Below are 14355 nucleotides of genomic sequence, written 5' to 3'. Positions count from 1 at the left end.
AAACTGGACACGCGCCGTTCGTTGTGTTCACTACGAATATTCGTCTGACGGTAGTGATTGCTACAATCCCTGTCAACGGGTCGGCGCATCGTTTACCTGGCGGTGACAAAGCGGGCCGGATGACATGATCTGCGTACTGACAGGAACGACTGGGAGCCGGAGGAGCCGACGTGACCGAAACCAAGGCGCCCACCCTGCCGGAGCGGGTGGCGAGCCGGATCGACTCGCTGACCGCGACCGAGCGGAAGATCGCCGAGTACCTGTCGGCCCATCCGCAGGAGGCGGCGTTCTCCTCCGCCGAGGAGCTCGGCCGGGCCACCGGCACCAGCGACGCCAGCGTGGTCCGCACCGCCAAGGCACTCGGCTTCGACGGGCTGCCGGGCCTGAAGCGATCGCTACAGGGCGAGCTGCAGGCGCTGCTCAGCCCGGCGAACCGGCTCAGCAACAGCCTCGCGACGTTCGACGACGGCGCCGAGGGCATCCTCACCGCGACCCTGCGCGACCACGTGGAGCGGCTCCAACAGGCCGAACGGACCATCGACCCGGAGTCGTTCGCGCACGCCGTTGAACTGATCGACTCCGCCCGCGAGACGATCATCTGCGGATTCGCCGGCCTGGACGGGATCTCGGCGTACACCGCGACCCACCTGACCCGCATCGGCCGCCGGGCGCGGGCTGCGTCGGACACCGGCTACCGGCTGGCCGACCGGCTGCTGACGCTCGGTCCGGAGGACGTGGTGGTGGTGATCGCCCACAACCGGATCATCGTGGAGACCCGCGTCATCCTCGACCTCTGCGCCGAGGTCGGCGCCCGCGTCGTGCTCATCACCGACACGCTCGGCGAGGCGCTCCGCGACCAGGTCGACGCCGTACTGTCCGCCCCGACGAGTCGTCCGGGGACGTTCACCAGCCAGGCGACCGTGCTGATCCTGCTCGAGGCCCTGGTGATCGCGGTGGCCGCGCAGGACCAGGAGCGCTCGCTGAAGACGACCGACCGGATGAACCAGCTCCGCGAGGAACTGATGGGCTTCTCCCGCGCCGACGAAGTAGCCCTGAACCTGCCGGCCTCACGCCGCGGCCGCAGCCGGGACTCCTAGACCGTCCCCTCCGTGCGTTCGTAGACGTCGGCCTCGAACTCCTCCAGCAGCCGTTCGCAGTCGGCCACCTTGGCCCTCGCCAACTCCTTGCCGTCGGCATCCATCCAGTCCCGGTCCTCCACCTTGGCGAGCCAGCGGCGGAGCTTCTCCAGGTCCTGGCGGATCTCCTCGGCCTCCTCGAAGGTGTAGTTCTCGCGGAAGCGCTCGAACTCGATCTCCTTGACGAACTTGGTCTCGCACTCCTCGACGATCTCGGCGTACTCCTTGGCCGACTGGACCCGGAAGCCCTCGACGAACTGCTCGCGGGCGTCGTCGTCCAGATCGGTCAGGGTCAGGAACACGCTCGAGCCGCCCAGCTCGGTGACCCGGTCGCGGACCTTCTCCATCCCGGCCCGCAGTTCGCCGCGGTCCGGTAGCACGCACACGGCCTGCTGCACGTAGAACCCGCCAAGTCGCTTGAGGTCCCGCCACACCGCCACCCGGGCCCGGGACGACTCGCTGGGCACCTTGTAGATGAGCAGCAGCCAGCTCTCGGGGCTCTTGGCCTTGGTACGTCGGGTCGCCATGCCGGACAGGTTATCCGCTGACACAGGACCGCAGCCCGTCGACGAGGTACGGCATCACCTCCTGCCAGTCCGCGACCAGCCCGACGTCACAGTGCGCGAAGATCTCCGCGGCCGGGTCGGTGTTGATCGCCACGACGGTCCCGGCGCGACCGGCGCCGGCCAGGTGGTTCAGGTTGCCGGACAGTCCGACGGCCAGGTACACGCGCGGGGCGACACTGCGGCCGGTGATGCCGATCTGCCGTCCGTGTGGAAGCCAGCCCTGGTCGGTCACCTTGCGGGTGGCAGCGAATTCCGCGTTGAGCAGGGCACGGACCGGCTCTAACTGGTCGTACTTGTCCGGCGGGACGCCGCGACCGATGCCGATGACGACCTCCGCGCGGTCGAGCGCGTCACCGTCGTCGCCGGTCCGTCGCTCTGTCCTGATGATCGCGGTATCGGGCCCGACGTGGAGGGTCTCGTGCTCGAGCGCTCGGTCGGCGCGGGGGGTGCGCAGTGGGAGCAAGCCGGTCCTCAAGGTCGCGATCTGTGGTGTCCCGTGGCTGACGATCTCCGCAAGCGTGCCGCCACCGGAAGGCTTCAGCCCACTCAACCGTCCATCCTTCGTGGACAAGCTGACGAGGTCGGACATCAGCCCCGCATCACAGGTCACAGCCAGCCGCCCAAGCACTTCCCGATCCCACGGCAACGCGGCGCCCAGAACTGCCCACGCCCGCCTGTCCCGCAGCCATCCGGTAAGCGCCCGGGCCACCGCCCGCGGCTCATCACCATCCAGCTCGACGACCGAGTCAGCACCCCAACGGGCCAGGTCCTGATCGCCTAGAGGTGTTCGAACGGCGGTTACCGAGCCGCCGGTCTCTGCGGCGAGGGCGGCGGCTGCGCCCAGGAGGGCTCGGGTTCCCTCGATGGGGCCGGCGCCGACGAGGGCGACGATCTCACGGTCTGCAGGGTGCGGGCTGGGGACAGGTTCGGCCTGCCGGCCCACTCGGCCTTCGAAGCAGCCGCGGGTGATCAGCTCGGCGATCGCTCTGTCGGCCTGGACGTGTGGCTGGCCGCGGAAGATTACGGGGTTTCGGGTGAGGGGGGCGGGGTGGACCTGGGCGACCTTGGTCGGGCTCGCCGATAGGCCCCAGGGGGCTTCGGGGAGGTCGAGCGTGGTGACCTGGCGGACGGTGTCGGGGGGAGGCCAGGTGTCGGCGGGGGCCTTGGCGGGGTCGCAGGAGCGCTCGGCTACTGCTACTACCGCGGGGAGGTCGATGGTGACCGCCTCCGCGCCGGTGTCGTACTGGACTGTGGTGCGAAGACGACCGTCAGTCGGTTCGAGAGACAGGACCGGACCGGTGAACGGCAGGCCGAGGAGCTCGGCGAGCATGGCGCCGACCGCTCCGGTGCTGCCGTCGACCGAGCTGTTGCCGACCAGGATCAGGTCCGGCGGATCGTCGAGCAGCCGGATCGTGGCCGCCAGCGCGCGGGCGGTCACCAGACAATCCGAGCCGGCCAGCGCGGGATCCGACAGCTGCACGGCATCGTCGACACCCCACGCCAGCGCCTCACGCAGTACGTCGACCGCGGCGGGCGGGCCCATCGTGATCGCCGTACTGCGACCGCCCGTCTCCCGCGCCAGCCGCACCGCCTGCGCCACGGCCCGGCGGCACCACGGGTTCATCTCCGCGACCGCGCCGGCCCGTTCGAGCCGGCCGTCGGCGTCGAGACGGCCGCTGTGGTCGCCCTTCGGCACCTGCTTCACCAGGGCCGTGACTACCAGCGGGCCACGTGCTCGGCTCATGACAATCCAGTTCCTACGGCTAGACCGATGGCGAACGTGACGGCGGCCGACAGGCCACCGAGCAGCAGTTGACGGCCGCCGCCGTACCAGAACGGGCGGGCGGTGATCTTGCCGACGATGCCGCCGGTGACGACCAGGCCGAGCGCGCTGAGCACCAGCGCCGGCAGCACCGAGACAGCCCCGAAGAGGAACGGCAGCAGCGGAATCACCGCGCCGACCGCGAACGCCGCGAACGACGAGCCGGCCGCGACCCACGGCGACGGGAGATCGTTGGGGTCGACGCCGAGCTCTTCCCGCACGTGGACGTCGAGCGCCACCGCCGGGTTGGACGTCAACTCGCGGGCGACCTCGGCCGCGAGCTCCGGACGCAGGCCCTTGGCCTCGTACATCATCGCGAGCTCGCGCTCTTCCTCTTCCGGGTGGATCTCCAGCTCGCGCCGCTCGATCGCGATCTCGGCCTGCATCAACTCGGTCTGGGACGACACCGAGGTGAACTCGCCGGACGCCATCGAGCACGCACCGGCGACCAGACCGGCCAGCCCGGTCATGATCACGACCTTGCCGGTCGCGCCGCCGCCGACCACACCGGCGACCAGCGCGAAGTTCGAGACCAGGCCGTCCATCACGCCGAATGTCGCCGGCCGCAGCCAGCCACCGGTCACGTCGCGATGCGAGTGGTGGATCTCGGGTGTTTCGGTTTCCGCAACATCCGCGGTCATGGGGGACATTCCTTCCGCAGGGTAGGTGAGGCTTGCCGCACTGAGGTTTGCGTAACCTCAGTTAATCTGAATCACCTGTTACATCAGTCTACTCGTTACTTATCGGCACCGGCAACGGCGCCTCGGTCCGCGGCCGACAGGTGCTGCACGGTCACGCCGGTGGCAGTCATCGTGCGGGTCACCGCCCGGCCGCCGTACACCCAGTAGATGACCAGCTCGTCCCTGCCACGGTTGATGAACTGGTGCGGCACACCGGCCGGCACCCAGGTCGCATCGCCCGCCTCCAGGTCGACCCGCTCGCCGTCGATCACAGCTGTCGCCTGGCCGGCGAACACCAGCACCGACTCCTCGACGTTGTGCGAGTGCATCGGGATTTCGGTGCCGACGGCAAACGTTGTGGTGCCGGTGGTGATCCGGTTCGCGTCGCAGTTCCAGGCACCGACGTACGGGACCGTGCGGACGCCGCTGCCGCGGTCGAACACCTCGGTCTCGTCCGGCCGGATCACCAGCCGGGGCGCGGGCTGCGGCGACCAGACCGTCTTGACGTTCATGAACTCGCGCATCCCGTAGGCGCCGAGCTCCCGGCCGTACCCGGACTGCTTGATCCCACCGAAAGGCAGGCGGGGATCCGACGCGACGATCGCGTTCACGAACACCGCGCCGGCCTCGATCCGCCGTACCAGGTCTGCCGATCGTTCGGGTGACGTCCACAGCGAGGCGCCGAGGCCGAACTCGGTCCGGTTCGCCAGCTGGATCGCCTCGTCGGCGTCGCGGGCCCGGACAACTGCCGCGACCGGACCGAACGTCTCCTCGTCGAACGCCGCCATCCCCGGCCGCACGTGATCGAGAACGGTCGGCAGGTAGAAGAACCCCGGCCCGGCGGGAGATCCCCCGCACACCAGAGTCGCTCCAGCTTTCACAGTACGGCGTACCTGGTCGTGCAACGTGTCACGTAGACCGTCGCGGGCCAGCGGGCCAAGAGTCGTCTCGCGACGGAGCGGATCGCCGACGACGAGCTTCTCGATCTCGACAGTGAAGAGGTCGACGAACTCGTCGGCGACGGACTCCTCGACGATCAACCGCTTCGCGTTCACGCAACTCTGGCCGGTGTTGAGGAACCGTGCCTTCACCGCGGCGCGTGCGGCCGCCTCCAGGTCGGCGTCGGCGAGGACGATGAACGGATCGGAACCGCCGAGCTCGAGGACCTGCTTCTTCAACGCCTGACCGGCCTGGGTCGCGATGATCCGGCCGACCTCGGTGGAACCGGTGAACGTCACCGCGGCGATCCGGTGGTCCGTGATCAGCCCGGCGACCTGCTCGGTCTCGACCAGCGCGACCCCGATCAGGCCGCTCGGCATCCCGGCGTCGGCGAGGACGGACTCGATCGCGAGCGCGCTCTGCGGCACGGTGTTCGCGTGTTTGAGGATCGCGCCGTTGCCGGCCGCGAGCGCCGGTGCGGCGAAGCGGAAGAACTGCCAGAACGGGAAGTTCCACGGCATCACGGCCAGGACGACGCCGAGCGGTTCGACCTCGATCCGGCCCTGCGCGGTGACCTGTTCGGCGGCGAGGAAGCCGGCCGCGTTGGCGGCGTAGTACTCGCAGGTGATCGCGCACTTCTCGATCTCGGCCTCGGCCTCGGCGATCGGCTTGCCCATCTCGCTGCTGATCAGGTGCGCGAGGCCGTCCTGGCGCGCACGGAGGGTGTCCGCGATCGACTGCAGGAGCTCGGCGCGTTCATCGGCGGACGTGCTCCGCCAGTTGCTCTGGGCAAGCAGTGCGGCGCTGAGCAGGCGGTCGACGCGATCTTCGTCGTACGGCTCGAAGGCCGCGAGCTGCTCGCCGGTGGCGGGGTTGATCGAGGCGATCACAGGGTGTGCCCTTCGCTGAGGCGGTGCAGGACGTAGGGAAGTACGCCGCCGTGGCGGTAGTAGTCGTGCTCGCGCGGCGTGTCGAGGCGAACGCGAAGCCGATAGGTGCGGCCGGCGGAACGTGCGGTGGCTGAATTGTCGTCGTGCAGTTCTATGTCGATCGGATGGTCGCCGGTGAGGTCGTCGCCCTCGCCGGGGAGGAACTCGAGCGGGAGGATGCCGAGGCCGACGAGGTTGGAGCGGTGGATCCGCTCGAAGGACTGGGCCAGGACGGCGCGGACGCCGAGCAGGGCCGGGCCTTTCGCGGCCCAGTCGCGGGACGAGCCCGTTCCGTATTCCTTGCCTGCGACAACGACGATCGGTACGCCGGCCGCGCGGTAGGCCATCGCGGCCGCGTAGATCGAGGTGATGGCGCCGTCTGGTCCTCGGGTCAGCGGTCCTTCGCCGTCGACGAGCCGGTTGCGCAGTCGAACGTTGCCGAAGGCACCCCGCATCATCACTTCGTGGTTGCCTCGGCGGGAAGCGTAGGTGTTCAGCTCGGTCTCGCCGAGGTCTTTCAGATAGCGTCCGGCGACACTGTCAGGCGGAATCGCGCCGGCGGGTGAGAGGTGGTCGGTCGTCACGGAATCGCCCAGGCGCACCAGTGCTCGGGCTCCCTTGAGGTCATCGGTTTGTTTGGTGAAGTAGTCCGGTCGCCGGAGGTACGTCGAGTTGCCCCAGGCAAACGTCTCCCCCTGCGGCGCGTCCAGATTCTGCCAGCGGTCGTCGCCGGCGAACAGGTCGTCGTACGCGTGCCGGAAGAGGTCGGGGGCGAGCACCTCCCGCAGTACCGCGTCGATCTCGGCGGGTTCGGGCCAGATGTCGCGGAGGTAAACGTCACCACTGAGCGGCTCGGTCAGCAGGTCGATTTCGATCCGCCCGGCCAGCGCGTAGGCGATCACCAGCGGCGGCGAGGCGAGGTAGTTGAGCTTTACGTCGGGCTGGATCCGGCCCTCGAAGTTCCGGTTCCCCGACAGCACAGCCGCCACGGTCAGGTCCTGCTCGCGTACTGCGTGGGCGACGTCGTCGATCAGCTCACCCGATGCCCCGATACATGTCATACAACCGAACCCGGCCAGGTGAAACCCGAGCTTCTCCAGGTACGGCGTCAACCCCGCCGCCTGCAGGTAATCCATCACCACCCGCGACCCCGGCGACAACGTCGTCTTCACCCACGCCCTACTGACCAACCCCCGCTCCACCGCCTTCTTGGCAACCAACCCAGCCGCCACCATCACCGCCGGGTTGGACGTGTTGGTACACGACGTAATAGCCGCAACAACCACAGCCCCATGCCCGATCCCACCCAACTCGACCGCCGACCCCGCGCGGGTGCGGGGGCCCATGGGAAGTTCGGATTCGGCGGCTTGTTTGGTGGTTCTGAGGGGGATTCGTTGGTTGGGGCGGCGGGGGCCGGCGATGGAGGGGACGATGGTGGAGAGGTCGAGGGTGAGGTGTTCGTCGTAGACCAGCTTGGCGGTGGGGTCGTGCCATAGGCCTTGGGTGCGGGCGTAGGACTCGACCAGCGCGACCTTTCGGGCGGGGCGGTTGGTGAAGCGGAGGTAGTCGAGGGTTTGGTGGTCGATGGGGAAGTACGCCGCGGTGGAGCCGAACTCGGGGCACATGTTGGCGATCGTGGCGCGGTCCGGGACGGGGAGGTCGGCCAGAGCGGGGCCGGTGAACTCCACGAACTTGCCGACGACGCCGTGAGAGCGCAGGGTTTCGGTGATGGTGAGGACGAGGTCCGTGGCTGTGGTGCCTGCCGGCAGTGCACCGGTCAGCGACACACCGACGACCGGGGGCAGGACCATCGACACCGACTGGCCGAGCATCGCAGCCTCGGCCTCGATCCCGCCGATCCCCCAGCCGAGTACGCCGAGGCCGTTCACCATCGTTGTGTGCGAGTCGGTACCGAGACACAGATCCGGGAACACCCACCCGTCACGCTCCTCGACGACCCGCGCCAGGTACTCCAGGTTGATCTGATGCATGATCCCGGCACCGGGCGGCACGACCTTCAGTTGCCGGAACGTCTGCTGTCCCCAGCGCAGGAACCGGTAGCGCTCGGCGTTCCGCTCGTACTCGCGGGCCACATTCAGTCGCAACGCGTCCGGCCGGCCGAACACGTCCGCGATCACCGAGTGGTCCACGACGAGCTCCGCCGGCACCACCGGATCGACCAGCGCCGGATCCTTGCCCAACGCAACCATCGCATCGCGCATCGCCGCCAGGTCGACCAGCACCGGCACGCCGTTCGTATCGTGCAGGAACACCCGGGACGGGTACACCTCGAGCTCGCCGGTTGCCCCCGGCTCCCAGTTCCGCAGTACGTCGCTCGCCGTACCGCGCCGGAGCGCGTTCTCCAGCAGGATCCGCAACGTCCGGGGCAGATGGTCCGGCGCGATGCCCGCGAGCTGCTGGATCATGCGAGCGCGCCGATGACGGCCTCGGCGAACTCGGACGTACTCGCCGTCCCGCCGAGGTCCGCGGTCCGCGTGCCGCCGGCGACAGTTGCCCGAAGCCCCTGGTTGACCAGGTCGGCGGCCTCGCTCGCGCCCAGCCAGTCGAGCAGCATCGCGCCGGACGCGATCATCGCGGTCGGGTTCGCGAGGCCGTGGCCGGCGATATCCGGCGCCGAGCCGTGGGCGGCCTGGGCCATCGCCCGGTCGTAGGAGGCGTTGATCGACGGCGCGATGCCGAGCGAGCCGGCCAGTTCGCCGGTCAGGTCGGACAGGATGTCGCCGAACATGTTCTCGGTCACGAGTACGTCGAAGTCGGCGCCGTGCCGGACCAGATGCACGGTCATCGCGTCGATGTGGAAGTCGTCGACGTCCAGCTGCGGGTAGTCGGCCGCGACCTCCCGGCAGATCTCCAGGAAGAACCCAGTGGTGGTCCGCAGCACGTTCGCCTTGTGCACGATCGTCAGGTGCCGGCCCCGCCGGAGCGCCAGCTCGCACGCCTGCCGCGCGATCCGCTCGATCGCCGGCCGGGTGAAGATCCCCATCGCGATCGCCACATCCTTGGTCGGCATGAACTCGCCGGTGCCGCGATAGGTACTGCGATCGGCGTAGAACCCCTCGGTGTTCTCCCGCACCACGACCAGATCGAGCCCGGGCACCAGCGCCGGCGTCCCCTCGAACGCGCGAGCCGGCCGGATGTTCGCGAACAGATCGAAGTGCTTGCGCAGGAACCCGCTCGGGTTCAGCCGGGCCCGATGCTCGGCCGGGTACGACGCGCTGTCGTGCGGACCGAGCAACCAGCCGTCGAGCTTATCCAGCGTCTCGACCGTGACGTCGGGCAGCGCACTGCCGTGAGTCTCGATCGCCGCGGCGCCGACCGGGAGCGGAACCCACTCGACCGGATCGGCTCCCGTGGCGGCCAGGCCTGCGTCGAGGACCCGGACCGCGGCCGGGACGATCTCCGGCCCGATGCCGTCGCCGTCGAGAACTCCTAGTCGATACGTCATGTGCAGGAGTGTGAGTCGTTATAACGACTCACGTCAAGGCATCGCCCTGTGCCGTCTCGCGCCTTGATATGCTGCGATCTGGCGTTATAACCGAAAGGAGCGGGTCGGTGACGAAGGCAGAGGCCGCCTACGATCTCGTCCGGGAGCAGGTGCTCCGGGGCGACCTCGTCCCGGGTGCGGTCATCCCGCAAGCCGCGCTCGCCCGCGAGCTCGGCGTCAGTACGACGCCGTTACGCGAAGCCCTGCGCCGGCTGATGACCGAGGGCCTGGTCGAGCTGGACGCCCACCGCGACGCCCGCGTGACCCGGCTGACCCTCGAGGAAGCCCGCGACCTCATCGAGATACGCCGCTCGCTCGACCCGCTCGCCGCCGGCCTGGCCGCCGAACGCCGTACCCGCGAGGACCTCGCGCTGATCCGGCAGACGGCCGACGAACTGCGGCCGCTGCGCACCGACCCCGGATCCGCCGAGCTGCTCACGCATCGGCGCTTCCACGTGGCGATCTACACCGCGTCGCACAACCAGCTCCTGATCCAGCACCTGGACGGCCTGTGGGACAAGGCCGACCGTTACCGCCGGCTGGCCCTCGAGGACGGCCGGAGCGAGGCCGACCTGGACCGCACGCACTCGGAGCACCGGGCGCTGGTGGACGCGATCGCGGCCGGCGACTCCGCCACCGCAACGACGGTGATGCTGGCGCATGTCGAGGCCAGCCTCGGTGCCCGCGCGGTCGCCCGCCTGACGTCCGCCGCCGAACAACCCGCCGCCCGGTCGCTCCGGGGCATCCGAGGAGTCCGATCATGAGGGATCTGTGGACCGGGTACCAGCACCGCGAGGTCGATGCCGACGGCTGGACGACGTTCTGGCGACTCGACCCTCGCGACCGCGATCTCCGCCTGTCGGACTGGACCGGGTATCCGGACCGCGCCGGTCATCGGCTGTGGGAACGGGCGGCGACACCCGCGGGGGTGCGCGCAGCCTGGCGCACCTCGGCTACATCGGTCGAGCTCGAGATCCGCGCCGCGCTGTCCATCTATAACCGGATCGCACCCGTCGATGTCCTGGTCGACGGCGAGCTGCACCGGCGGTGCGAGGTGCTGGAGGGTGAGCAGCGGCTGAGGATCGAGCTGCCAGGTCGCCCGGCCGAGGTCGAGATCTGGCTCCCCCAAGCGGGACGGATCGCGCTCCGCGAGGTGTCATTCGACCGCGAGGCCGAGCCCCTCGCGCCGACCGGGCCACGGTGGATCACCTACGGCAGCTCGATCACGCAGGCCGGCGGCGCGTACGGACCATCGGAGACCTGGCCGGCACTGGTCGCCCGGAAGAACGGCTGGGATTGCGTCTCGCTCGGTTTCGCCGGCGAGTGCCACCTCGACCCGATCGCCGCCCGGACGATCCGCGACCTGCCGGCCCAGCTCATCTCTATGTGTCTCGGCATCAACATCCACGGCGGAGCGACGTACAGCGGCCGGACGCTCCCCGGCCAGGTCGAGTCGTTCATCGCCACCGTGCGCGAAGGCCATCCGCGGACGCCGCTCGTCGTGATCACGCCGCTGCCCGCCCCGGACCGCGAAGGCGAGCCGAACGCCGTCGGCCTCACGCTCGACGACGTTCGTGCATGTGTCGAGCTGGGCGCTCGGACCGATCCCGGCGTACGCGTGATCGACGGCCGGAGGATCCTCAGCTCCGACGAAGCCCGGGCCCTGTATGCAGATGAGGTGCATCCAGGGCCCGACGGCTACCGCTTGATCGGCGAGCGCCTCGCCGGTCTGCTCACAATCGACTGAATCACTCAGCCGGGCTGAGGCTCGTGCCGAGTGCCTGCCAGTCGAGGACCGGCGCGGCCAGTTGGCTGATCGTGGCGAGCAGACCCAGACGCGCGGCCCGGATGTCCGGCTCCTTCGCCATCACGAGGATCTCGTCGAAGAAGACGTTGACCGGCTCGACCAGAACCGACGCGGCGGCAACGAAGTCGGCCAGACCGGTCGGCGCCTGCCCGATCTTCTGCACCGCCTCGTGCAGCACGACCTCGGCCGGCTCGGTCAGCTTGCTCGAGTCGTACGACGCCTCGGTGCCCTCCGGCACGATCCGGCGTACCCGCTGGAGAACGGCGACCAGGTCGGCGAACTCGCTGTTGCCGACCAGGCTCTGCAGGGCCTTCAGCGTTTCGTCGGCCGCGGCCGGAGAAGTTGCCAACGGCAACACTGCGGCCACCTGGAGGTGATCGTCGCCCCGGTCGAGCAGCTGCTGCTCGTACCGCCGGACGGTGAACTCGGCCACCTCGTCCAGCGACTCCGCCGGTACGTCGATGCCCTGGGCACCGATCTCCGCAGCCGCTGCCTGCAACCCTGTCTCGAGAGTGATCGCGCGCAACTCCGGGTGCTCGCGCAGGATCGCAACCACACCAGCGGCCGCACGTCGCAACGCGAACGGGTCCGAGCTTCCGGTCGGCTTCGCACCGACACCGAACAAGCCGGCCAGCAGGTCGAACCGGTCAGCCAGCGCGAGCAGTGCACCCGGAGTCGTCGACGGCACCGGGTCACCGGCCGACCGCGGCAGCTCCATGTCGAACAACGCCTGGGCGACGCCTTCGGTCTCACCGGCGCGACGTGCGTATTCACGGGCCATCGTCCCGGCCAGGCTGGTCAGCTCGACGACCATCTGCGAGCCCAGATCGAACTTCGCCAGCTCGGCCGCCCGCTTCAGCGTGGTCAGGTCGTCGCCCTCGAGCTGGACCTTGTCGGCCAGCGCCAACGCGATCCGGCCGATACGTCCCGCACGGTCGGCCATCGAGCCGAGCCGCTCCTCGAAGGCCAGCTTCTCCAGCTCGCCCTTCATCGACTCCAGCGGCGTCTCCAGGTCGGCCCGCCAGAAGAACGCGGCGTCCTCGTAGCGCGCCCGCAGAACGCCCTCGTTGCCTGCCCGGACAACGTCCTCGTCCACGGAACCGTTGGCTACGGCAACGAAATGCGGGAGCAACTTGCCATCTGCGTCGCGCACCGGCAGGTAGCGCTGGTGCTTGCGCATCACCGTCGTCAGGATCTCGCTCGGCAGCTCGAGGTAGTCCGCGGCGAAGCCACCGAGGATCGCCGTCGGTTCCTCGATCAGGTTGACGATCTGGTCGACGAGCGCGGACTCACCCTCGAAGTCGACCGTACCGTTCACGCCCTTCGCCAGCTCGGTCGCCGCGGCGACGATCTGCGACCGGCGCTTGGCCGGATCGGCTTCGATGCCGTGGATCCGGAGCAGGTCGAGGTACCCCTCGGCGGAGGCGATCTCGACCTGCGGCGGCGCGGCGGTCCGGTGGACCCGCGTGGTCCGGCCGGCGGCGAGTGACGACACCGAGACCGGGACCACCTGGTCGCCGAGCAGCGCGACGAGCCAGCGGATCGGGCGGGTGAACGACAGGTTGGCGTCGTTCCAGCGCATGTTCTTGTCGGAGCGCAGGCCCTTGACGATCTCGCTGAGCACGCCGCTCAGGACCTCGGCCGCACCGCGACCCGGGTCCGGCTTCGTCACCGCGACGTACTCGACGCCGTCGACGTCCAGGTCGTGCAGCTCGCTGGGGTCGACCTTCTGCCCACGGGCGAACCCGGCAGCGGCCTTGGTGACGTTGCCGTCGGCGTCGTACGCGGCGGCCTTCTTCGGTCCGCGCACCACGCGCTCGGCGTCCGGCTCACTGGCCTGGACCTCGGCGACGAAGGCGACGACGCGACGGGGAGTCGCGTACGTCGTGATGGCGCCGTGGCCGAGCCGGGTCGCGCCGAGCTTCTCCTCCAGCGCGGAACGCACGGCCTCGGCGGTCTTTGTTACCTCCGACGGCGGCATCTCTTCGGTGCCGATCTCGAACGTCAACTGCCGCGTGCCGGTGATCGCCGGGAACTCTTCCGGCTCGGGCGCGGCCGGCGGGAGCTCGGCGAGACCCAGCGGGTACTTCAGCTCCTCGCGGCGCTCGGCCCACAATCGCGAGACCTCGCGGGCCAGCGTGCGCATCCGGCCGAAGGCCTTCGCGCGTTCCGTCGTACTCACGGCGCCGCGGGCGTCGAGGACGTTGAAGGTGTGCGAGCAGCGCAGGACCTGGATGTGCGCGGGCACCGGGAGCCGGTCGTCGATCATCCGGCGCGCCTCGTTCGCGTACTCCTCGAACAGCCGCTTCTGCGATTCCACGTCGGCGTCGTCGAGGTAGTAGCGGCTCATCTCGTACTCCGCCTGGCCGAACGCCTCGCCGTAGGAGATGCCGGGCGCGTAGGCGATGTCCTTGAAGTGCGAGACGCCCTGCAGCGCCATCATGATCCGCTCGATGCCGTAGGTGATCTCCACCGACACCGGGTCGAGCGTCATGCCGCCGGCCTGCTGGAAGTACGTGAACTGGGTGATCTCGAGGCCGTCGAGCCAGACCTCCCAGCCCAGTCCCCAGGAACCCGTCGCCGGGTTGGCCCAGTTGTCCTCGACGAACCGCACGTCGTGGGCGTGGATGTCGATCCCGAGCGCGGTCAGGCTCTCCAGGAACAGCTCCTGCGGGTTACCCGGGTCCGGCTTGAGCACCACCTGGAACTGGGTGTGGGTCTGCAGGCGGTTCGGGTTCTCGCCGTAGCGACTGTCGTCGGGCCGGACACTCGGCTCGACGTACGCCACCCGCCACGGCTCGGGACCGAGGACCCGCAGGATCGTCGCCGGATTCAGCGTTCCGGCCCCGACCTCGGTGTTGAACGGCTGCACGATCATGCAGCCCCGATCGGTCCAGTACTTCGTCAGCGCCAGCAGCGCGTCCTGCATGGTGAGCACAGCAAACCTCAAGCCATCTTCCGGGGGTTCTCG

The 14355-nt window shown here is 69.3% G+C and carries 10 protein-coding genes; 3 read left to right on the top strand and 7 right to left on the bottom strand.

Features of this window, described 5'->3' with window-relative positions:
- Nucleotides 1–170: 170 nt before the first annotated feature.
- Complete coding sequence (locus EV653_RS30135) at nucleotides 171–1097, top strand: MurR/RpiR family transcriptional regulator (RefSeq protein WP_134107739.1); 927 nt, start codon at nucleotides 171–173, stop codon at nucleotides 1095–1097.
- On the opposite strand, the gene EV653_RS30130 is transcribed toward EV653_RS30135, so the two are convergent.
- The 6 genes from EV653_RS30130 to EV653_RS30105 all read right to left on the bottom strand — a co-directional run bounded on the left by EV653_RS30130 (nucleotide 1094) and on the right by EV653_RS30105 (nucleotide 9538).
- Nucleotides 1094–1663, bottom strand: a complete 570-nt coding sequence (locus EV653_RS30130) for a Chromate resistance protein ChrB (RefSeq protein ID WP_134107737.1) — start codon at nucleotides 1661–1663, stop codon at nucleotides 1094–1096. The genes EV653_RS30135 and EV653_RS30130 overlap by 4 nt on opposite strands.
- A gap of 10 nt (nucleotides 1664–1673) precedes the next feature.
- Complete coding sequence (locus EV653_RS30125) at nucleotides 1674–3446, bottom strand: FAD-binding protein (protein WP_134107735.1); 1773 nt, start codon at nucleotides 3444–3446, stop codon at nucleotides 1674–1676.
- Nucleotides 3443–4165, bottom strand: a complete 723-nt coding sequence (locus EV653_RS30120; RefSeq protein WP_134107733.1) for a VIT1/CCC1 transporter family protein — start codon at nucleotides 4163–4165, stop codon at nucleotides 3443–3445. The genes EV653_RS30125 and EV653_RS30120 overlap by 4 nt, the downstream gene beginning before the upstream one ends.
- Before the next feature lie 95 nt (nucleotides 4166–4260).
- Nucleotides 4261–6033: an aldehyde dehydrogenase family protein gene (locus tag EV653_RS30115; protein WP_166679619.1), complete on the bottom strand. Its 1773-nt coding sequence runs from the start codon at nucleotides 6031–6033 to the stop codon at nucleotides 4261–4263.
- Nucleotides 6030–8498, bottom strand: coding sequence for an aconitate hydratase AcnA (gene acnA, locus EV653_RS30110; RefSeq protein WP_134107731.1), 2469 nt, complete (start codon nucleotides 8496–8498; stop codon nucleotides 6030–6032). The genes EV653_RS30115 and acnA overlap by 4 nt, the downstream gene beginning before the upstream one ends.
- A complete protein-coding gene (locus tag EV653_RS30105; protein WP_134107729.1) occupies nucleotides 8495–9538 on the bottom strand; it encodes an isocitrate/isopropylmalate dehydrogenase family protein in 1044 nt (347 codons plus the stop codon). The genes acnA and EV653_RS30105 overlap by 4 nt, the downstream gene beginning before the upstream one ends.
- Nucleotides 9539–9645: 107 nt before the next feature.
- On the opposite strand from EV653_RS30105, the gene EV653_RS30100 reads away from it, so the two are divergent.
- Both EV653_RS30100 and EV653_RS30095 read left to right on the top strand, forming a co-directional pair.
- Nucleotides 9646–10341: a GntR family transcriptional regulator gene (locus EV653_RS30100; RefSeq protein WP_202871892.1), complete on the top strand. Its 696-nt coding sequence runs from the start codon at nucleotides 9646–9648 to the stop codon at nucleotides 10339–10341.
- Nucleotides 10338–11324, top strand: coding sequence for a GDSL-type esterase/lipase family protein (locus EV653_RS30095; protein WP_134107726.1), 987 nt, complete (start codon nucleotides 10338–10340; stop codon nucleotides 11322–11324). Before EV653_RS30100 ends, EV653_RS30095 begins: the two co-directional genes overlap by 4 nt.
- Before the next feature lies 1 nt (nucleotide 11325).
- Here the strand turns inward: EV653_RS30095 and EV653_RS30090 are convergent, their stop codons facing one another.
- Entirely contained in the window at nucleotides 11326–14313 is a 2988-nt protein-coding gene (locus EV653_RS30090; protein WP_166679663.1) for a glycine--tRNA ligase, read from the bottom strand.
- Nucleotides 14314–14355: the final 42 nt, after the last annotated feature.

Source organism: Kribbella pratensis (genome assembly GCF_004365355.1).
Taxonomy (GTDB): domain Bacteria; phylum Actinomycetota; class Actinomycetes; order Propionibacteriales; family Kribbellaceae; genus Kribbella.
This window is presented reverse-complemented; position numbering and strand designations above follow the sequence as displayed.